The organism is Bradyrhizobium sp. SZCCHNR3119, assembly GCF_032487775.1.
Classification (GTDB): Bacteria; Pseudomonadota; Alphaproteobacteria; order Rhizobiales; family Xanthobacteraceae; genus Bradyrhizobium.
Genome location: NZ_JAUEUV010000001.1, coordinates 2,369,103 through 2,390,372, shown reverse-complemented (window position 1 = coordinate 2,390,372; position 21,270 = coordinate 2,369,103). Strand labels below are relative to the sequence as shown.

15 protein-coding genes are annotated in these 21,270 nt (G+C 65.2%); 10 read left to right on the top strand and 5 right to left on the bottom strand.

The features are described from left to right. The first annotated feature begins 154 nt into the window (after window positions 1-154). A complete protein-coding gene (gene secA / locus QX034_RS11205; protein ID WP_315702514.1) occupies window positions 155-3,001 on the top strand; it encodes a preprotein translocase subunit SecA in 2,847 nt (948 codons plus the stop codon). Window positions 3,002-3,285: 284 nt separating this feature from the next. Here secA and QX034_RS11200 read toward each other — a convergent pair whose 3' ends face one another. Next, window positions 3,286-4,578, bottom strand: coding sequence for a flavin-dependent oxidoreductase (locus QX034_RS11200; RefSeq protein ID WP_316173858.1), 1,293 nt, complete (start codon window positions 4,576-4,578; stop codon window positions 3,286-3,288). 256 nt (window positions 4,579-4,834) lie between these two features. Here QX034_RS11200 and QX034_RS11195 point away from each other — a divergent pair, with 256 nt between their 5' ends. Next, window positions 4,835-5,803: a glycerophosphodiester phosphodiesterase gene (locus QX034_RS11195; protein ID WP_316195384.1), complete on the top strand. Its 969-nt coding sequence runs from the start codon at window positions 4,835-4,837 to the stop codon at window positions 5,801-5,803. Between the two features lie 216 nt (window positions 5,804-6,019). Here QX034_RS11195 and QX034_RS11190 read toward each other — a convergent pair whose 3' ends face one another. From QX034_RS11190 to QX034_RS11180, 3 genes are all read right to left on the bottom strand, one after another. Next, entirely contained in the window at window positions 6,020-6,490 is a 471-nt protein-coding gene (locus tag QX034_RS11190) for a GNAT family N-acetyltransferase (RefSeq protein WP_315744569.1), read from the bottom strand. A 101-nt stretch (window positions 6,491-6,591) separates the two neighbouring features. Then, a complete protein-coding gene (locus QX034_RS11185) occupies window positions 6,592-8,499 on the bottom strand; it encodes an acyl-CoA synthetase (protein WP_315702518.1) in 1,908 nt (635 codons plus the stop codon). 332 nt (window positions 8,500-8,831) lie between these two features. Next, a complete protein-coding gene (locus tag QX034_RS11180; RefSeq protein ID WP_315702519.1) occupies window positions 8,832-9,275 on the bottom strand; it encodes a MarR family transcriptional regulator in 444 nt (147 codons plus the stop codon). Window positions 9,276-9,488: 213 nt separating this feature from the next. On the opposite strand from QX034_RS11180, the gene QX034_RS11175 reads away from it, so the two are divergent. From QX034_RS11175 to QX034_RS11140, 8 genes are all read left to right on the top strand, one after another. After that, on the top strand, window positions 9,489-10,667 hold the full coding sequence (locus QX034_RS11175; protein WP_315702520.1) for a substrate-binding domain-containing protein: 1,179 nt from the start codon (window positions 9,489-9,491) through the stop codon (window positions 10,665-10,667). 244 nt (window positions 10,668-10,911) lie between these two features. Beyond that, window positions 10,912-12,426 (top strand): amidase, encoded by a 1,515-nt coding sequence (locus tag QX034_RS11170; RefSeq protein WP_315702521.1) that lies wholly within the window; start codon window positions 10,912-10,914, stop codon window positions 12,424-12,426. A gap of 36 nt (window positions 12,427-12,462) precedes the next feature. Next, a complete protein-coding gene (locus QX034_RS11165; protein ID WP_315702522.1) occupies window positions 12,463-13,320 on the top strand; it encodes a branched-chain amino acid ABC transporter permease in 858 nt (285 codons plus the stop codon). Between the two features lie 4 nt (window positions 13,321-13,324). Continuing rightward, the gene (locus QX034_RS11160; protein WP_315702523.1) at window positions 13,325-14,545 is read left to right on the top strand and encodes a substrate-binding protein; all 1,221 of its coding nucleotides are present in this window, start codon (window positions 13,325-13,327) and stop codon (window positions 14,543-14,545) included. Between the two features lie 207 nt (window positions 14,546-14,752). Beyond that, entirely contained in the window at window positions 14,753-15,811 is a 1,059-nt protein-coding gene (locus tag QX034_RS11155; protein WP_315702524.1) for a branched-chain amino acid ABC transporter permease, read from the top strand. Further along, entirely contained in the window at window positions 15,798-16,532 is a 735-nt protein-coding gene (locus tag QX034_RS11150) for an ABC transporter ATP-binding protein (RefSeq protein WP_315702525.1), read from the top strand. Before QX034_RS11155 ends, QX034_RS11150 begins: the two co-directional genes overlap by 14 nt. Further along, window positions 16,525-17,226, top strand: a complete 702-nt coding sequence (locus tag QX034_RS11145; RefSeq protein ID WP_315702526.1) for an ABC transporter ATP-binding protein — start codon at window positions 16,525-16,527, stop codon at window positions 17,224-17,226. Before QX034_RS11150 ends, QX034_RS11145 begins: the two co-directional genes overlap by 8 nt. Before the next feature lie 192 nt (window positions 17,227-17,418). Beyond that, on the top strand, window positions 17,419-18,561 hold the full coding sequence (locus QX034_RS11140) for a hypothetical protein (protein WP_315702527.1): 1,143 nt from the start codon (window positions 17,419-17,421) through the stop codon (window positions 18,559-18,561). A 109-nt stretch (window positions 18,562-18,670) separates the two neighbouring features. On the opposite strand, the gene QX034_RS11135 is transcribed toward QX034_RS11140, so the two are convergent. Then, a complete protein-coding gene (locus QX034_RS11135) occupies window positions 18,671-21,121 on the bottom strand; it encodes a glucose/quinate/shikimate family membrane-bound PQQ-dependent dehydrogenase (protein ID WP_316195383.1) in 2,451 nt (816 codons plus the stop codon). Between the last annotated feature and the right edge of the window lie 149 nt (window positions 21,122-21,270).

Here is a 21,270-nt window from a genome sequence, read left to right as displayed (position 1 = left end):
TTGGTTTGCTCACATCCCACGCATCTGGCGGTACTGCGCGAGCTCCCAACCTTGAGCCGGTCTGCTGGTGCTGCGGTGCGTCATCATGGGACCGGGGCGAACCGGATAGACCCTCTACGGCTGCAACGCAGACCCACATAGGCAGGATTTTCGCATGATCGGCGCGCTCGCCCGCAAGTTTTTCGGCTCCGCCAACGACCGACGGGTCAAGGGGTACCAGGCGCGTGTCAACGCGATCAACGCGCTCGAGCCGGAGGTGGCCGCGCTGTCGGACGAGGCCCTGAAAGCCAGGACCGAGGAGTTCCGAAAGCAACTCGCCGAGGGCAAGACGCTCGACGACATCCTGGTGCCGGCCTTCGCGACCGTGCGCGAGGCCGCCAAGCGCACACTCGGCCAGCGCCATTTCGACGTGCAGCTGATCGGCGGCATGGTGCTGCACGAGGGCGACATCGCCGAGATGAAGACCGGCGAAGGCAAGACCCTGGTCGCGACGCTCGCGGTCTATCTCAATGCGCTCGCCGGCAAGGGCGTGCATGTAGTGACCGTCAACGACTACCTCGCCCGCCGCGACGCCGGCTGGATGAGCCAGATCTACGGCTTCCTCGGCCTGACCACGGGTGTCATCGTCCACGGCCTCGACGATGCCGAACGCAAGGCCGCCTATGCCTGCGACATCACCTACGGTACCAACAACGAATACGGTTTCGACTATCTCCGCGACAACATGAAGTACCGGCTGGAGGACATGGTCCAGCGCGGGCATTATTTCGCGATCGTCGACGAGGTCGACTCCATCCTGATCGACGAGGCGCGCACCCCGCTGATCATCTCCGGTCCGCTCGATGACCGCTCCGACTTCTACAACACCATCGACACTTTCGTGCCGCGACTCGACAAGACCGACTACGAGGTCGACGAGAAGCAGCGCACGGTGACGCTCACCGAAGCCGGCATGGAGAAGATCGAGACCCTGCTGCGCGATGCCGGGCTCCTGAAGGGCGAGTCGCTCTACGACGTCGAGAACGTCTCCGTCGTGCACCACATCAACCAGGCGCTCCGCGCGCATACCTTGTTCACCCGCGACAAGGATTACATCGTCCGCGACGGCGAGGTCGTCATCATCGACGAATTCACCGGACGCATGATGCCCGGCCGCCGCTATTCGGAAGGCCTGCACCAGGCCCTGGAGGCCAAGGAGCACCAGCCGGTCCAGCCGGAAAACCAGACGCTCGCCTCGATCACCTTCCAGAACTACTTCCGCATGTACGACAAGCTCGCCGGCATGACCGGCACGGCCGCGACCGAGGCCGACGAGCTGTTCGACATCTACAAGCTCGAGGTGGTGGAGATCCCGACCAACCTGCCGGTGGCCCGCCTCGACGAGGACGACGAGGTCTATCGCACCCAGCAGGAGAAATACGCCGCGATCCTGGCCGAGATCGAACGCGCCAATGCGCGGCTGCAGCCGGTGCTGGTCGGCACGGCGTCGATCGAGAAGTCGGAAGTGCTGGCCGCCTATCTCAAGCAGCACGGCTACAAGCAGATCGATTTCGGCAGCGAACGCGCGCTCGACAAGCTCTACGCGGCCGCCCGCGCCGGCAAGCCCGCCAAGCTGTTCGCGGTGCTGAACGCGCGCTTCCACGAGCAGGAAGCCTATATCGTCGCGGAAGCCGGCGTTCCCGGCGCGATCACGATCGCGACCAACATGGCCGGCCGCGGCACCGACATCAAGCTCGGCGGCTCGCTCGACATGCGCATGCAACTCGAGACGGCGGGCATCACCGACGAGGCCGAGAAGGCCAAGAAGATCGAGCAGATCAAGGCCGATGTCGAGCGCTTCCGCGAGATCGTCTTGAAGGCGGAGGAGACCGTCGAGGTCGAGCCTGCGAAGGGTTCGAAGGCCGCCAAGACGGTGCAGAAGCCGGGCGGGCTCTATATCATCGGTTCGGAACGCCACGAGTCCCGCCGCATCGACAACCAGCTGCGTGGCCGCTCCGGTCGTCAGGGCGATCCCGGCCGCTCCAAGTTCTTCCTGTCGCTGGAAGACGATCTGATGCGGATCTTCGGCTCCGACCGGCTCGACAGCATGCTGACCCGGCTCGGCCTGAAAGAGGGCGAGGCCATCATCCATCCCTGGATCAACAAGGCGTTGGAGAAGGCGCAGCAGAAAGTCGAGGCGCGCAACTTCGATATTCGTAAGAATCTCCTGAAGTTCGACAACGTCCAGAACGACCAGCGCAAGGTGATCTTCGATCAGCGCGTCGAGCTGATGAAGGACGACAGCGTCGCCGAGACCGTCGCCGACATGCGTCACGCCTTCATCGACGATCTCGTCGCCAAGCACGTTCCCGAGCATGCCTATGCCGAGCAGTGGGACGTTGCCGGTCTGAAGGAAGAGCTCAAACGCGTGCTCGATGTCGATCTGCCGGTCGACGAATGGGCCAAGGAGGAAGGCATCGCCGAGGAGGAGCTGCTCAATCGCATCGAGAAGCATGTCGACGAGCGGATGGCGGCCAAGGTGGCGCAATGGGGCCCCGACGTGATGCGCTACGTCGAGAAGACGATCCTCTTGCAGACGCTGGACCATCTCTGGCGCGAGCACCTGATCATGCTGGACCATTTGCGCCAGGTGATCGGCCTGCGCGGCTACGGCCAGCGCGATCCGCTGCAGGAGTACAAGTCGGAAGCCTTCACGCTGTTCGAGGCCATGGTCGCTCACCTGCGCGAGGCCGTCACGGCGCAGCTGATGCGGGTCGAGATCGTGCCGCCGGAAGAGCAGCAGCAGATGCTGCCGCCGATGCAGGTGCACCATGCCGATCCGAACACCGGCGAGGATGAGATGGCGTTCGCCAATGTCTCGCTGGCACCGGCCGCCAACGCCGCCGTCGCCGAGGCGCGTGACCCGAAAAATCCCGAGACCTGGGGCAAGGTCGGCCGCAACGAGGACTGCCCGTGCGGCTCCGGGAAGAAGTACAAGCACTGCCACGGCCGGTACGCGTAACGTTTGAGGGCGGATTCTCAGCCCTCATCGCAAACGTAGCGATGAAATCCAGAGTCGCGTCCTCGTCCCTGGACTGCGTCGCTCCGCTCGCGATGACGTTGTTGGCCGAGCTGCCTCCCAGCCTCCCGCCGTCATCCCGGCGAACGCCGGGATCCATAACCACAGGGCGATGTGGTGAGGTGCGCTGGTCGCTCCAGCGTGCTTCCTAACTGATAACGGTGAGTATAGGTCCCGGGTCGGCGCCCAGCGCCGCTGGGCTTGCCCGGGACGACAGCGAGTTCGGATCAGGCGGCGTTCGCCTGCACCTTCGCGCCTTCCGCGATCGTCCGCGGCGCGGCGTTGAGTTGCTCGACCGCAAAGCCCGCGGCCTTCTTGTAGCCGGCCATGAAGGCGTCGCGCTCGGCCGGCGGGATCACGTCGTCGATGTTGGTGAACGTGCCGCCGCAACGTTCGTCGACCATGTTGAGCAAGCCGAACGGGCCGGCGCCACGGTTGCGCAGGATGACTTGCGAGATCGGGCCGCACAGCTTTGCATCGTAGGCGACGAGAGCGGCCGGCGTGACGCCGTGCTCCAGCATCGCGACGCCCAGCACGCGAGCGTCGACGATGGCCTGGCTCGCGCCGTTCGAACCGGTCGGATACATCGCATGCGCGGCATCGCCGAGCAGCGCCACCGGACCGTCGACCCAGGTCGGAATCGGATCGCGGTCGATCATCGGGTTCTCATAGGCGCCATCGCTGCCTGCGATCAGCGCGGGAACGTCGAGCCAGTCATAGGTCCAGCCGGCGAAGTGGTGCGCGAAATCGCTGACCGGGACTTGCCTGAACCAGCCGGTCTGCTTCCAGCCCTCGGAATTGTCCATCGTGACCTCGGCGATCCAGTTGATCAGCGCCAGACCATCCTTGTCGGGATGGGAGATCGGATAGATCACCACGCGATGCCGATGGGTGCCGAGCCCGACGAAGGACGCCCCGGTACGGATCGGCTTGGCGCGGGTGACACCCCGCCACATCACCGCGCCGCCCCAATGAATCGGCGGCTGGTTCGGATGCATCTGCGACCTAACAGCGGAGTGGATACCGTCGGCGCCGATCAGTAGCCTGCCGCGCGCCTTCGAGGTCGTGCCATCGGCGTGCTCGATCAAAGCGGTCACGGAGCCGTCTGCATTCTTCACGTACGCATGGACGCGGCTGCCGAGCCGCACGGCGTCGCGCCCGGCCCGCTCGATGAACGTCCGGTAGAGCAGCAGATGGAATTGACCGCGATGCACGGCATATTGCGGCCAGTTGTAGCCGGCCAGCACGCCGCGCGGCTCGGAATAGATGTCGTTGCCGTTCAGCCCGACCAGCGCCCATTCCTTGGCGGGCACGCCGACCCGGTCGAGATCGGCCGCGCCGATGCCGAGGTCATATAGCTCGCGAACCGCATTGGGCTGCAGGTTGATGCCGACGCCGAGCGGACGCATCTCGCGCACCCCCTCATAGACAATGCAGGGCACGCCGATCTGCTGCAGCGTGAGCGCGGTCGCGAGGCCGCCGATGCCGCCGCCGGCGATGATTACGGGAAGGTCGGTCATGGGCATGGTCCGTCGCGCAAGCTCGAAAGAAGGTCTGGAAGAGGCTGGATGCGTCGCGTTATGGCGAGGCGGCCTTGCACCGCGTCGAGCTCCCTCCGGATGGCGCCGGCATTGGCGCCGGTCTTGGAGCTTAGGCCTAATTCAGAAGGGTAGGCGAGACAAGGGAAATGGGGACCGGCGTGCTGCGGTATGATAGGCTTACGTCATGTGGTTTCGTCCTCTCGCGGCATCGTTTTTTCTGCTCGCAAGCCCGGCCATGGCATTCGACATCGAGGCCCATCGCGGCGGCCGTGGACTGTTTCCGGAAAACACGCTGCAGGCCTTCGCCGCCGCGCTGGCGATGGGCGTCGATACGCTCGAGCTCGATGTCGGCGTCACCCGTGACGGCGTGCTCGTGGTCTCGCATGAGCGGCGGGTCAATCCTGACTTGGCGCGCGATGCGAACGGCAATTATGTCGCGCCGCCCGGGCCGCTGCTGATCGAGCGGCCGCTGGCCGAGGTGCAGTCCTACGACATTGGCCAGATCCGACCCGGCAGCGCCTATGCAAACCAGTTTCCGGAGCAGCATGCTCTCGCGGCCCCGGCCTTTCCGCCGCCGCGGATTCCGACGCTGAAGGAGGTCATCGATCTCGTCCGCAGCTCCGGCAACACCACGGTGCGGCTCAACATCGAGACCAAGCTCGATCCGGATCATCCCACCGAGGCGCCGGAGCCGGAGCGCTTCGTCACGCTGCTGCTCGACCTGCTGAAGGCAGAGAACTTCACCGGCCGCGTGATGATCCAGTCGTTCGACTGGCGCACGCTGCTGCTGGTACAAGCGCGCGCGCCTGATATCCCGACCGTCTATCTCACCCTGCAACGAGGCAAGGCGCCGACCGTGTCGTTGGATGCGGCCACGAGCTGGACCGCGGGCTTCAATCCAGCCGACCATGGCGGCTCGCTGCCACGTACGATTGCGGTGGCCGGCGGCGCAGTCTGGTCGCCCTATTTCCAGGACGTCACGCCCGCGCTGGTGGCCGAGGCACATGACCTGAAGCTGCGCGTCGTGGTCTGGACCGTCAACAAGCCCGAGGACATCGCGCGCCTGATCGAGATGGGCGTCGATGGCATCATCTCCGACCGGCCGGATTTGCTGCGCAAGGTCGCGGTAGACAAGGGGTTCGCAAAGCCGCTGGGAGTACTGCGCGTTCAACGGCTTGGGCCGGGCCTTCCGGCGAAGGATTAGCTGCGGTCGCTTGCCCCGCGATACGGCTCCGACAGAAGCGAGCTGTTGCACACAGACGGTCCGCTCCCTCTCCCCGTCCTTCACGGGGAGAGGGTTGGGGTGAGAGGCAGACGCGCGGGGATTCTTGCTGTTGGATTGGACCCGCTCACCCGGATCGCATCTTTCGACGCCATCCGGCCTCTGCTCTGCGTAAGCTCCGTTCGCGCGCAGCCCCGGTCAAGGCGCCAATCGTTTGCTCATGAACAGGCTTAACGGATCGAGTTGGTAGCTACCGAAAGGCCCACATTCCTGATAGCCGGAGCTGCGATAGAGCTGGATTGCCTGCGGCTGGCTGATCCCCGTTTCTAGGCTGACGCGCTCGATCCCGCGAGCCTTGGCCTCGCGTTCCAATGTCACGAGGAGCTTGCGTCCGAGGCCACAGCCCCGGGCAGCTTCGCGCACGAATAATCGCTTGATCTCGCCATGTCCTGGAACGAGGAGCCGAAGGGCGATCGAGCCCAGCAGCGTTCGCTCGCGACGGGCGGCAAAAAAGACGACTCCGGGTGCCGAGAGCGCGTTGGCGTCGATGGGATGATTGCTTTTATCAGGGTAGAGCGTCCGCAAATATGCGTCGGCCTCTGCGATGAGGCCGGCTATGTCAGCTTGCTTGGCGTCTTCGACCGCAATGGCGATATCCGTATGGTTCATCTGCCCCGGCCCTGCAAACGCAACGAAACACGCAGGCGTTGTACCAGACCATCTCCGTCTCGATCAAACGTCGAGACGGCGGCTTCATTCGAAACCAAAAATCACTCCTGCACCACCTCGTGCCGCATCACGAACGGCGCCAGCAGCGTGTGCACCTCGTTCTCGATCGCCTCGCGCGCGTCCGCCGGCACATTCCGCAACGTCACCGTCGCGAGGCTGCCATGGCTGCCGTGCGGGCCGACCTTCACGGTGCAATCGATGCCGCGACCGGTCAGCTGCGACAGCGCCTTGGTGAAGACGCGGCTCGCCGCGTCCCAGCGCAGCTGCGGCTTGAACACCTTGCCGACGCCGGTGAGCGGCATCGGGTCGATCGGGATGACCTGCACGGGGACGGCCGCCCGCTCGGGCGTGCGTGCGCGTACCCAGTCCTCGAGCTCGCCCGGCTGCACGGACGCGCCCGCCTTGAGCTGCACATAGCCGACCGGCAACTCGCCGGCGTAAGCGTCGGGTTGTCCGACCACGGCGGCGAAGCCGACCGCCGGATGCTGGAACAGGATGTCCTCGATCGGCGCGGGATCGATGTTGTGGCCGCCGCGGATCACCAGATCCTTGGCGCGGCCGGTGATCCAGAGGAAGCCGTCCTGGTCGAGCCGGCCGAGATCGCCGGAGTTCACCCAATGGCCCTCGACGAACGCGCCTTTGTTGTGAGCATCGTCGAGATAGCCCGAGAACACGCCGGGGCCGGCCATGGTGACGACGCCGATCTCGTCCGCGGCGCAATCGCGCTCATAGGCGCCGCTCGCATCGAGCTTGACGATCCGTACGCGCGCGTAAGGCAGCGGCAGGCCCACCGAGCCGAGCCGGATCGGCCGGTCGGGATAGGCCATGGTGTGCACGCTCGAGGTCTCGGTCATGCCGTAGACCTCCACCACCGGCAGCTTGAGCTTGTCCTGGATGGCCTGGCCGACGGCGACCGGAATCGCCGAGCCGCCGCCGGCGGCATAGCGCAGGCTCGATATGTCGGCATTGCCCTGCGGGATTGCGAGCGTCGCCGCCAGCACGGTCGGCACGCTCGACAGCGTCTCAGGCCTGAAGCGTTCGACCAGGCCCCAGATGTTGCGGACGGCGGCCGGATTGCGCCATCCGGAAGGCGACAGCACCACGAGCGAGCCGCCGGCGCTGAAGGTCGGCAGCGCCTGGGTCAGCGATCCCCCGACATGGAAGAGCGGCATGCCGAACAGCAGCGTGGCGCCGGGCCTCGTCTTCAGAAGCAGGTTCACGGCCCAGGCCTGGTAGACCTGATTGCCGTGGCTGTGCCGCACCAGCTTGGGCGTGCCCGTGGTGCCGCCCGTATGGAAATAGGCGGCGGTGTCGCTGGCTGCGATCTGACGGCCGCTCACCAGGCGATCGGCCGGCTGCGGCGTGATCAGGTCGTTGAAGGCGAAAATGCCGTTGCCGGGGTCGCCGCCGCCATGCACCTGTACGATCGCCTTGAGATGCTTCAGGCCGCCGCGCACCTTCTCGACCTTCTGCCAGATGTCGGTGCCGGGCACGGGGCCGAGCGCCACCAGCACTTTGGTCCGTGCGGCGTCGAGGATCTCGGCGATCTGGTGCGGCTCCAGCAGCGGATTGACCGGGTTGGCGATCCCGGCGGCCTCGGCGCCGAACAGCGTGATGAAGGCCTCCGGCAGCAGCGGCAGCATGAAGCTGACGACGTCGCCAGGGCCGACACCGAGCGCGTGAAACATGTTGGCGGCCTGCGTGACCTTGGCCACGAGGTCGCGATAGGTCACGACCAGCGGCGTGTCTGCGGGATCGGCGTTGGCAAGAAACTGGATCGCCGGTGCGTCGAGGTTGGCGGCCGCACCGCATTTGATCGCGTCGAACGTGCTCTGCGCTGCAATGCGCTCGGCGTAAGGGACTTGTTCGAAAGCGCGGATATCCGCCGCAGTGGCGAAGTTCGGATAATCGCTGCCGATCATGCGATCGAGCAGGTGGATGCCTGTCATGGCCTTGATCCTCCCGGTGACGTTCCTTCCCGGCCGGCCTCCGCGAGAGGAGGTCGCCCGCCGGTCGCGCGCGGGCTCTTTGGCCCGTTCGTCGCGACCGATCACGTCAACAATGATGGAGGATTCGGCTGGCGTCCATCGCCGGTTTGAGCCGCGTTCGATTTGCCGCAGATTGAGCGACATGATCGCCGTCGTCCCGGCGCATGCCGGGACCCATAACCACCGCCGCCTGTGTTGCGATAATTGTTACTCGAAGCCTGCCAAAAACGACTGCTGCGGCGTTTGGGTCCCGGCGTGCGCCGGGACGACACCGTCCTATCGGGGACCGATCGTCAGCTCGCCGCGTCGATCAGATTCTCCAAGAGCCGCTTCAGTTCGCCGGTGGCCTTGCCGCCGTAGTTCTCCACGATGTGGGCCTCCTGGCTCACCGCGAGCGAGTTGAGGCGCTTGCACAGCGCCTTGCCACGGTCGGAGATGAACATCAGCACCTTGCGGCGATCCTCCGCATCCTGCCGGCGATAGACCAGCGAGTCCGATACCATGCGGTCGACCATCTTGGTGAGGGTCGGATGATTGAGCAGGACCGCGTCCGCGAGCTCGCCCATCGAGTGCCCCTCGCCGTCGGACAGCACCTTCAGGATGCGCCATTGCTCCACCGGCACGCCCTCGGTGCTGAGGCGCGTTTCCAGCTGCCGGTTGATCTCCCGGCTGGCCTGCGCGAGCAGATAAGCGAGATGGTCGGTGAGGGGCGCGTCAGCGCTGGGCGGTTTGGCCACGGTGGAACTTCACTGGTCAGCGGAATTGAATGAATGTCCGGCAGTTGCTGCCGTTTCTATATGCATGCCAATTCTTGAACTTTCAATATTTTCAAATAGGATATTTGTGGGCGCGGGTGCTCAAATTACTGGCTTCAATAATTACTGGCTTCAATCGTCGGCAAAGGTGCCGGCCCGTGCATGATGGCCACGCATGACGGCCAAGGAGTGAGTGTGCTTTCGACAGTCCCTGTCTCAGCTCATGTCAACGTCCCGCCGCATCTGCTGTTCAGGGGCTCGCCCGCGCCGTCCGGCGTGCCGCGCTTGTCTCCGTTGGATCGCGACCGGTTCGAGCGGGGCGGCGCCCGCAACAAACTGCGGATCGGCAACTTCCTGACTTTTTCCGGCTCGCCGGGAATTTGGGGGCCGTCATCGGTCAACAGTGCGCTGCTGGCAGTCGCCGAGATCAATGCGCGCGGCGGCATTCTCGGGCGCGAGCTCGAACTTGCGATGTATGACTCCGGTGGGGCGATCGAGGATGTCGTGCAGCGCGCCCGCGACGCGGTCGAGTTCGATGAAGTCGACATCATCATGGGCTCGCATATCAGCGCGGTCAGGGTGGCGCTCCGCAAGGTCACCCGCGGCCGCGTGCCCTATATCTATACGCCGGTCTATGAGGGCGGTGAGCGCACGCCCGGCGTGATGGCGATCGGCGAAGTCCCACGCAGTCAGACCCGGCCTGCGATCCACTGGCTTGCCGACACCAGGAAGGCGCTGCGCTGGTACCTGATCGGCAGCGACTATGTCTGGCCCTGGCAATCGCACCGGTCGATCAAGACCTATATCGCGGAAGCCGGTGGTCAGATCGTGGGCGAGGAGTTTGTGCCGGTCGGCGAGGACAATCACGAAGCACATCTGGCGCGGATTCGCGCCGCGCAGCCCGACGTCGTGCTGATCTCTCTGATCGGCACCGATAGCATCACCTTCAATCGGGCTTTTGCGGAGGCCGGCCTTGCCGCAACCACGTTGCGGCTGGCCGGTGCGATGGACGAGACGGTGCTGCTCGGCATCGGCGCTGACAACACCGAGAACCTGTTCTGCGCCTCCGGCTATTTCAACTGCGTCGGCTCCAGGGCCAACGACGAGTTCATGAGCCGCTATACCGGCATGTTCGGGGTCCATGCCCCGCCGGTCGGCTCGGTCGGGCAGTCCAACTACGAAGGCTTGCGCTTCCTGCAGGCGGCTGCTCAGCGCGCCGGCTCGCTGGCGCTGCGGCCGCTCCAGGCGGCCGGCCGCAACCTCGTCTATGCCGGCGCGCGCGGGCCTGTCACGATTCGCAACGGCCGGGCCGAGATGCCGATGTATCTTTGCCAAGCAGACGGCCTCGACTTCAGCGTCATCAGGACGTTCTGAGTTTGCCGGAAAGCTAAAGGGATCGTCATCGCGGGCGGAGTGACTTGTCCGCCATAGCCCGAAGGGCGACGGCGTCGCTGACGCTTGTCGCGATCCCGAAGCTCAAGCCGGCCGCGGCATAAAATAATTATTGAAAAGGAAAATATTTCAGGTTCTAGTAATTCCGACGCGTTGCCGAGCCTGCCCGGGCTTGGCTGCGTGCAAGAAACGTATCGCGCAACAAAACAGCACCCAGGAGAGCGCCGTGTCGGTCGTGCTTCCCACTCCCAGCCAACTCCAAGACGTCGCCACGCAATGTGGCCTGTCGCTAACGGATGAGGATGTCGCCTCGTTCCGCGGCCTGATGCAGGGATCGGTCGAGGCCTATAATCTGGTGGCGGCGCTGCCGGACGAGGTCCCGGAGGTGAAATATCCGCGCACACCCGGCTATCGCCCGCAGCCTTCGGAGAATCCGCGCAACGCCTGGTATCGCAAGGCGACCGTGAAAGGGGCCGCGTCCGGCAAGCTCAAGGGCAAGACCGTCGCGCTGAAGGACAACATCATGCTCGCCGGCGTTCCCATGATGAACGGCTCGGCGACGCTGGAGGGCTATATGCCCGACTTCGACGCCACGGTCGTGACGCGCATCCTGGATGCCGGCGGCGAGATCGCCGGCAAGGTGCACTGCGAATCCTTCTGCATGTCGGGCGGCAGCCACACCGGCGCGACGGGCCCGGTGCACAACCCGCACAAGATGGGCTATTCGGCCGGCGGTTCCTCATCGGGCGCTGGCGTCGTGGTCTCGCTCGGCGAGGTCGACATGGCGATGGGTGGCGACCAGGGCGGCTCGATCCGCATGCCGGCCTCGTTCTGCGGCATCTACGGCCTGAAGCCGACCTGGGGCCTCGTCCCGTATACGGGCATCATGCCGATCGAGATCTTCGTCGATCACACCGGGCCGATGACGGCGACGGTCGAGGACAACGCGCTGCTGCTGGAGGTCGTCGCGGGCGACGACGGCTATGATCCGCGCATCAAGGCCCCGAAGGTCGAGGAATACACCAAGGCGCTCGGTGCCGGCGTGAAGGGCATGAAGATCGCCATCTTGAAGGAGGGCTTCGAGCAGCCCGGCGCGGAAGCTGCGGTCAATGAGAGCGTCAAGGAAGCCGCCAAGCGCTTCGCCAGCCTCGGCGCGATCGTGGAAGAGATCTCGATCCCGATGCACCTGATGGGGCCGGCGATCTGGACCCCGATCGGCGTGGAGGGCATGACCCAGACCATGATGGTCGGCGACGGCTACGGCCTGAGCCGGCCCGACCTGTACTCGACATCCTTGATGGATTTCCATCGCGGCTGGCGCCGCCAGGCCGACGCGCTGTCGGAAACCACCAAGCTGTTCCTGCTGTTCGGCACCTACATCAACAACATCTACGGGCCCCGCTTCTACGGCAAGGCGCAGAACATCTCGCGGCGGCTGACCGCCGCCTATGACCACGCGCTGTCCAAGTACGATCTCCTGCTGCTGCCGACCACGCCGATGAAGGCGACGCCGCTGCCGGAGCCGACCGCAAGCCGCGAGGACTATGTCGCGCGCGCGCTCGAAATGATTACCAACACCGCCCCGTTCGACATCAGCCATCATCCCGCGATGTCGCTGCCCTGCGGCATGGTCGATGGGCTGCCGGTCGGCCTGATGCTGGTCGGCAAGCATTTTGCAGAGACGACGATCTATCGCGCCGCGCACGCCTTCGAGCAGGCCGGCGATTGGAAGAAGATGTGAGGGAGCCGCCGTTGCCGCCGGAATGGACCGTAAGCCATGGCTAGTTCGTTCGTCGCCGGCTTCGAGATCCTGAGCTTTGCCGCGATCATCGTGCTGGTGGTGCTGGGCCTCGGCATCATCGCCAGCATGATGGGCATCTTCAACTTCGCCCAGGGCGAATTCGTGCTGCTGGGCGCGTATATCACCTACCTCGCCCATTCGCACGGCATGCCGGTGTGGATCGGGATGGCGGCGGCGCCGTTCCTGGTCGGGGGGCTCGGCTTCGTCCTGGAGGCGCTGATCATCCGGCGCTTCTATGCTGCGCCGATCGTGGCGATGCTCGGCACCTATGCGCTGAGTCTGATCATTCGGGAAATCGTGCGCGGCCTGATCGGCGGGTTGTATCTCTCCGTGCCGGAGCCGATCGGCGGCTCGATCGATCTCGGCAGCGTGCACATCTCGGCCTGGCGCTTCGTGATCGTGGTGGTCACGGTCGCCGTCATGATCGGCTGTTACTTGCTGCTGTCGCGCACGAGCTTCGGCCTGCGGGTGCGGGCAACGCTGGAAAATCCGGCGCTGGCGCGAGCCTCGGGGATCTCCACCGCCAAGATCTATGGTGCGACCTTTGCCTTCGGTGCCGCACTCGCCGGCCTTGCCGGCGCGCTGGTGGTGCCGGTGTTCAGCCTGTTCGCCGATCTCGGCATCCGCTTCCTCATCCAGGGCTTCGTCGCGGTCATGGTCGGCGGCGTCGGCTCGTTCATGGGCCCGGTCGCGGGCGCGGCCGTGATCGGCACCATGAGCGCGGCGCTGCCATGGGTGATGGCGCCCGTCATCGCCGACGTGCTCGTCTTCGTTCTCGCCATCGCTTTCATCAAATTCCGGCCGCAAGGCCTGCTATCTGGCAAGGGGGTTTAGTTTCATGTCTGAGTTTCATGGGGATCTGTCGCGCCGGCGCTTCCTGTCCGGCTTGGCCGTCGCCTCCGGCGCGATCGCGACCGGAGTCGGCAGCTGGGTGATCCGGCCCGAGTGGGCCAATGCGGCGGAAGGCCCGATCAAGGTCGGTATCGCCACCGACCTGACCGGCCCGATGGGCTATGCCGGCAACGCCGACGCCAACACCGCCAAGATGGTGATCAAGCAGCTCAACGATGCCGGTGGCCTCTTGGGCCGGCCGATCGAACTGTTCATCGAGGACACCGCGTCGAACGAATCGGTCGCGGTCGGCAACGTGCGCAAGTTGACCCAGCGCGACAAGGTCGACATGGTTCTCGGCGGCATCACCTCGTCGATGCGCAATGCCATCAAGGACCCGATCGTCGCGCGGGGCAAGACGCTCTACATCTACCCGCAGCTCTACGAAGGCAAGGAGTGCACGCCCTATCTGTTCTGCACCGGACCGACGCCGGCGCAGCAATGCGACGAGTTCATTCCCTGGCTGATCAAGAACGGCGGCAAGAAGTTCGCGCTGCCCTCGGCCAATTATGTCTGGCCGCATGTGCTGAACGAATATGCGCGCAAGGTGATCGAGGCGAACGGCGGCGAGGTCGTGTTCGAGGAATATTATCCGCTCGACCAGGTCGACTTCTCCGCGACCGTCAACCGCATCGTCTCCAACAAGGTCGACGTCGTCTTCAACACCATCATTCCGCCCGGCGTCGGCCCGTTCTTCAAGCAGCTCTATGAGGCCGGCTTCCAGAAGAACGGCGGGCGGCTTGCCTGCGTCTACTATGACGAGAACACGCTCGGCATCAACCAGGCCAGTGAGATCGAGGGGCTGGCAAGCTGCCTCGACTACTTCAAGGTGCTGACCAAGGACGATCCGGTCTCGGCCAAGATCCAGGCGGCCTATGAGAAGGACTATCCCGGCAACTTCCTGTTCGCCGCTGGCTCGGCGGCGACCGGCACTTATCGCGGCCTGATGCTGTGGGCGGCCGCCGTGAAGGAGGCCGGCAAAGTGGACCGCGAGTCCGTCGCGGCCGCGCTCGATCACGCCAAGATCGCGGAAGGACCGGGCGGGCCCGCAGAGATGGTGCCGGGCAAGCGCCACTGCAAGATGAAGATGTATACGGCGGTGGCCAAGGGCGGAAAGTACGAGATCGTCGCGCGCAGCGAAGGTCTCGTCGATCCGAAGGAATGCTGAGGCGTGATGAGAAGCTGCTTGTGAATGGCGCGACCTCCTCGTCCTGAGGAGCTTGGCGAAGCCAAGCGTCTCGAAGGACGAGGCCGGAGGAATGGGGCCTCATGGTTCGAGACGGCGCTGACACGCCTCCTCACCGTGAGGGTCTGCTGGCACACGTTAGAACTAGATCACGTTAGAAATGGACAGTGGCAAGGATGGCATTCGTTGATGGCTGACAGTGGAGTGGCGGGCCTTGCGCCGGCGGCAGCAGCGAGCGGGCCGCGTTGGAAGGTCTTGCCGATCGTAGAGCTCGTCCTGTTGGTTCTGGCAGCAGCAATGCCGCTCGTGCTGCCGGATTATCTCACGGTGTTCGCCACCCGCGTGGCGATCCTGGCGTTGTTCGCGCTCTCCTTCGATCTGGTGTGGGGGTATGCCGGGATCATGAGCTTCGGCCAGGCGCTGTTCTTCGGTGCCGCCGGCTATGGCGTCGCGCTGCTCGGGCGCGATCTCAACGTCTCGGCGCTCCTGCTGCTGCTGCCGGCCGGCGTGCTGATCGGGCTGACGTTCGCGCTGCTGCTCGGCGGCTTCCTGCTGCTGGGGCGGCATCCGACCAGCATGATCTTCGTCGCGCTCGGCACCCTGACCGGCTCCTATGCCGCCGATCGTCTTGCGCGCGGCTGGTATTATCTCGGCGGCCAGAACGGCATCCCTTCGATTCCGCCCATGACACTCGGCAGTTACGAGTTCGAGGAGGGGCCGGTCTTCTATTATTTCGCGCTCGCGCTGCTCGTCGTCGTCTATCTGCTTTGCCGCTTCCTGGTGCGCTCGCAATTCGGGCTGGCGCTCGCGGGCTTGCGCGAGAACGAGACCCGCATCGCTTTCTTCGGCTACAAGGTGCAGCATCTCAAAGCCATCGTGTTCGCGATCGGTGGTGCCATCGCTGGGCTGGCCGGCAGTCTCTACGCCGTGCACGAGGGGTTCGTCTGGCCCAACATGGTCGGCGTCGTCATCTCGACCCAGGTCGTGCTCTACGTGCTGTTTGGCGGCTCCGGCACCCTGATCGGGGCGGTGATCGGTACCGTGATCATCGAGGGCGTCAGCTTCTGGCTCTCCGACAATTACCGCGACGTCTGGCCGATCATCCTCGGTGTGCTGCTGCTCTTCGTCATCATGTTCCGTCCGCTGGGGCTGATCAGCTTCGTCCTGTCCGAGCGCGAGCGCGTCGGCCGTTTCGGCATCACGCCAAAGCAGGGCAGCCATCAAAAGGTCGGTCATGGCGCTTCTTGAAGCTTCGGGCATCGTCAAGATCTTCGGCAAGCTCACGGCCCTCAATGGCGCCGCCCTCACCGTTGCCGAAAACGAATTCCACGGCCTGATCGGGCCGAACGGCTCGGGCAAGAGCACTTTGATGAAATGCGTCGCCGGCGCCGAGACGCCGACGCAAGGCAGCATCCGCTTTGCCGGGCAGGACATCACCGCGCTGTCGCCGGCCGAGCGCGCCCGCGCCGGCATGAGCCTGAAATTCCAGATCACCAGCGTGCTGCCGGCGCTCTCGCTCTACGATAACATCCTGCTGGCGCTGCAGGCGCAGGCCTCGCTGCTCGATCTCGTGCTGTCGCGGACGCGCGGCGCGCTGCACGACCAGGTCATGACCATGCTGCAGCAGTTTCGGCTCGCCGACCGCGCCCATGATCCGGCCTCGGCGCTGTCGCATGGCCAGCAGCAATGGCTGGAGATTGCGATGGCGCTCGCCGCCAAGCCGCGGCTGTTGCTGCTCGACGAGCCCACCGGGGGCATGAGCCTGGAGGAGCGGCGCGTCACCGGCGAGCTGCTCGCGCCGATCAAGGCGCACTGCTCGCTGGTCATCGTCGAGCACGATCTCGATTTCATCCGCGATATCTGCGATCGCCTCACCGTGCTCGACCAGGGCGCGGTGCTGGAGACCGGCACGGTGGCCGAGATCCAGGCGAGCCGCAGCGTGCAGGAGATCTATTTACGCCGTGCCTGAGCAAAGCTTCCTCGATATCCGCCATCTCGACACCGGCTACAATCGCAGCCAGGTCCTGTTCGACGTCAATCTGGGCATCCCCTGGCGCGGCGGGGTCGCCGTGCTCGGTCGCAACGGTGCCGGCAAGACCACCCTGATGAAGACCATCGTCGGCGACCTTCCGGTCTGGAAGGGCGAGGTGATGTTCGATGGCCGCGACATCGGCCGTAGTCCGACCGAGCAACGCGTGCGCGGCGGCATCGGCTATGTGCCGCAGGAGCATTCGGTGTTCGCGCGGCTGTCGGTGCGCGACAATCTCGCCGTCGGGTCGCTGTTCAACAAGAACGCCGCGGCCGTCGACCGCGTGCTCGCGATCTTTCCGAAGCTGGCACAGCGGCTCGACCAGCCGGCGGGAACGCTGTCCGGCGGCGAGCGCAAGATGCTGGCGATCGGCCGTGCGATGCTGGGCGAGCCCAAGCTGCTGCTCTTGGACGAGCCGACCGAGGGCGTCTGGATCGGGGTGATCGAGGAGATCACGGAGCGGCTGATCGATCTCGCCAAGGAGATCGCGGTGATCGTCGTCGAGCAGCATCTCGAGCTCGCCTTGCGCGTCGCCGACTACGCCTATGTGCTCGACCGTGGCCGCGTCGCGCTGCAGGGCCCGGCGGACGAGGTCCGCCACAGCCCCGACCTGGTGCGTTACCTCGCGCCTTAGCTGCGCGACCTCGGACAGGCTCTCGCGTCATCCCCAAGCTTGACCGGAATTGACCGCCGGGGCGGCTCACCGTCCTGACATCTGGCCGTCAGCTCGCTGTCAAGCAGCCGTCATGCCCCGGTTAACGACGCCGAACATGGTGGCGCGCCGCCGCTGGGACGGCGGCTATTTTCCGTATTGGGGGAATTCTTGATGTCAACGAGTCCAAACGATTCGTCGTCGTGGTTGCGCGCGCTGCCGCGTCTGCGCAAATTGCTGTTGCTCGCGACGCCGCTGTTGTCGATCGCCGCTTCAGTGCCGGCGGCCGCGCATGATTCCGACTTCGATTTTGACGACGACGAGACCTATCAAATCGGTCTGTGGGGCGATCTGCCGTATTCGACGCTGCAGGCGACCGTCGGCGTGCCGAACCTGATTGCCGACATGAACGCGCATCGGCTGAAGTTCACCGCGCATGACGGCGACCTGAAGCAGGGCTCCGGCTCGCTCTGCGACGCCGGCCTCTATGCGCAGGCGCTGGCCAATTTCAACAGCCTGGAAGCGCCGGCGGTCTTCACGCCCGGCGACAATGACTGGGTCGACTGCGATCGCGCCTCCAATGGCGGCTTCAATTCGCGCGACCGTCTCGACTACGAGCGAAAGGTGTTCTTCTCGACCCCATTCACGCTCGGCAAGCACCGCCTGCGCCAGGAGGTGCAGACCGACAAGCTCTGCCTCGATGCCTCCGGCAACATGACCGGCTGCGTCGAAAACCGCCGCTGGCACGTCGGCCGCGTCACCTATGCGACGCTGAACGTCCAGGGCTCCTGCAACAATCTCTGCGACACCAATCCTGATCCGGCCGAGTTCAATGCCCGCAACGCCGCCGTCATCGCCTGGATGAAGCAGACCTTCGCGGTCGCCAAGCAGCGCAATTCGGTCGCCGTGATGTTCATCTCGCAGGCCAATCCGGGCTGGGACCTCTCGGACCCGACGCGCGCGCCGCTGCGCAATCCGAAAACGCTCGCCGAGACCGACGGCCAGCCGGACGGATTCGTCAGCTTCCTGACGGCGCTGCGCGACGAGGTGATCGCCTTCCGCAAACCCGTGGCCTACGTGCATGGCGATTCGCACTACTTCCGCGTCGACCAGCCGTTTCTGGACTCGCAAGGCCGCCGTCTGGAGAACTTCACCCGCGTCGAGACCTTCGGCGACAACCAGGGCAACGGCAACAATGACGTGCGCTGGCTGAAGGTCACGGTCGACCCGCGCAGCCGCGACGTGTTCTCGTACCAGCCGGTCAACGTGTTCGCCAACCGCACCGCAGTGCCGGCGCCGGCGAACTCGGGCCACTGAGCGCACTCGACATCGTTGCGAGCGAAGCGAAGCAATCCAGGGCCGAGCAGGCAGTCTGGATTGCTTCGTCGCCGTCGGCTCCTCGCAATGACGATATTTACAACTAATCTCACCGGCGCGCGACATTGCCCGGCAGCGCGTAGGCGCGGACGTAGTCGCCGAGCTTGGTGCCGAACGAGCCGTGGCCGCCGTCGACGGTCACGACATATTGCCGGCCACCGGCCTCATAGGTCATCGGCGTCGATTGGCCGCCGGCCGGCAGCCGGTCCTGCCACAACAGCCGTCCGTCGTTCACATCGAACGCGCGGATGTAGTAGTCCATCGTGCTCGTGAGAAAGGCGACGCCGCCGGCGGTGACCATCGGGCCGCCGAGCATCGGCACGCCGAGCTTGAACGGCAGCGGCAGCGGCGCTTCATCGCGGATGGTGCCGACGCGGTGCTGCCAGACGATCTGGTTGGTCTTCAAGTCGATCGCGGCGAGGCTGCCCCAGGGCGGCGCCATGCAGGGAATGCCGAGCGGCGACAGGAAAATGCCGAGATCGACGCCATAGGGCGTGCCGTACATCGGCTGCACGCCGAGCTCGGTGCCGGGCGGATGCGCTGCGTTCGGCGCTGCCGGATTGTCCTTGCCGCGCGGCACCAGCCGCGACACGAACGGAATCGATTGCGGATTGGCGATCGCAATCTGCCTGACCGGATCGACGGCGATGCCGCCCCATTCGAACATGCCGAAATCGCCCGGGTAGACCAGCGTGCCCTGTTCGGACGGCGGCGTGAACGGCCCCTCATACCGCAGCCGCTTGAACTTGATGCGGCAGGCGAGCTGATCGAACATCGTGGCGCCCCACATCTGCGCGCCGGATAGTTTCTCGCGGGGGCGGAAGCTGAGATCGGAGAACGGCTGGGTCGGCGAGACGTGGTCCCCGGGTGCCGCGCCCTGCGGCACCGGCGTCTCGGGCGCGGGCACCAGCAGGTGGCCGTCGCGGCGGTCGAGCACGAAGATGTTGCCGGTCTTGGCCGGCACGTAGATCGCGGGCACCACGCCATCCTTGCCGGGTATGTTGACAAGGCTCGGCTGCGAGGGCATGTCCATGTCCCAGAGATCGTGGTGCACGTTCTGGTACGACCAGCGCAGCTTGCCGGTGGCGATGTCGAGCGCGACCAGCGCGGAATCGTAGCGCTCCTCGTCCGGCGTGCGGTTGCCGGCCCAGATGTCGGGCGAGCTGGAGCCGAGCGGCTCGTAGACCAGGCCGAGCTTCTCGTCGGCGGCGGCGACCGCCCAGGAGTTCGGCGAGCCCGGCGTGAAATGATGCGTCGCCGACGGCATCTCGTTGGGATCGGGATTGCCGGCGTCGAACGCCCAGATCAACTTGCCGGAGTAGATGTCGAAGCCGCGGATCGCGCCCGACGGCACCTTGTTGGAGTAGTTGTCGATCACGGCGCCGGCCATGATCAGCACCTTGTCGGTGACGACAGGCGGCGAGGTGCCCTCGTAGAAGCCGAGGGTCGTGATCTCGTTGCCGGCCTTCAGATCGATCTGGCCGTGATCACCGAAGCCCTCGCAGGGCTTGCCACTGTCGGCATCGAGCGCGAACAGCCGGCCGTCATTGGTCGGCAGGAAGATGCGCTTGGGACATTCCGTTGGTGCGGCGGCGCCGGTGATGTCGACGGCGCCCGGCTTGGTCTCATGATAGGCGACGCCGCGGCAGGTCATGTGCTGGAAATTTTTGTGATGCTCGATCTTCGGATCGAATGTCCAGCGCAGCTTGCCGGTCTGCGCATCCAGCGCGAACACGATCTGATGCGGCGAGCAGGTGTAGAGCAGGTCGCCGATCTTGAGCGGCGTCACCTCATTGGTGAACTCGTTGGGATCATCCGGCCCTTTGCGGTCGCCGGTCTCGAATTCCCAGGCGAGCTTGAGGTCCTTCACATTGTCCTTGGTGATCTGGTGGAGACTCGAATAGCGCGTGCCGAAATTGGTCGCGCCATAGGCGGTCCAGTCGGACTGCGCCTGTGCCGCCCCGACGTCCGCTCCTTGCGCGTTTCCTTGCGCGTTTCCTGGCGCGTTTCCTGATGCGTTTCCTGGCGCGTTCGTGGCCGCTGCCTGCTGCAAAACGCGGTTGAGGCCGAAGCGGTCGCCGCGCAAGGATGCGCCGAGCACGATCGCGGCGAGCACGAGCACGGCAACGAGGCCCCAGCGCGCCGGGCGCATGTCGCCTGCAAGGTGGGCGGTGATGAACGGCAACAGCAGCCAGATGCCGAGCGGCACCAGCACGTCGCCGCGCGGCGCCAGCGACCAGAAATCCAGGCCGACTTCCCACAGCGCCCAGGCCATCGTGCCGAGCAGCAGCGCGGCATAGACCCACAGCGCCTCGGCGCGCCGCTGCCATAACAGCCAGGCGGTGACGAGCAGCGCCGCGCCGGCAATGATGTAATAAAGCGAGCCGCCCAGCGCCAACAGCCAGGCGCCGCCTGCGACGAGGGCGATGCCCATCAGCGCAACGACGATGACCGTGAAGACGAGCAGCGGCGCGCGCTGCAGCTCGCGGGCGCTGACCATGATGCGCGTCTCCTGATTTTGCGACTGATGATCGGGCGTTTACCCGGCGCCTTCAAGAACCATCCGACATTGCAGAAAGTTCCTGTCGCCGGACTTGCCGCGTCCGCCACCGGCCATTGCGCGGCGGTGGCGCGACCGGAACCTTGGCG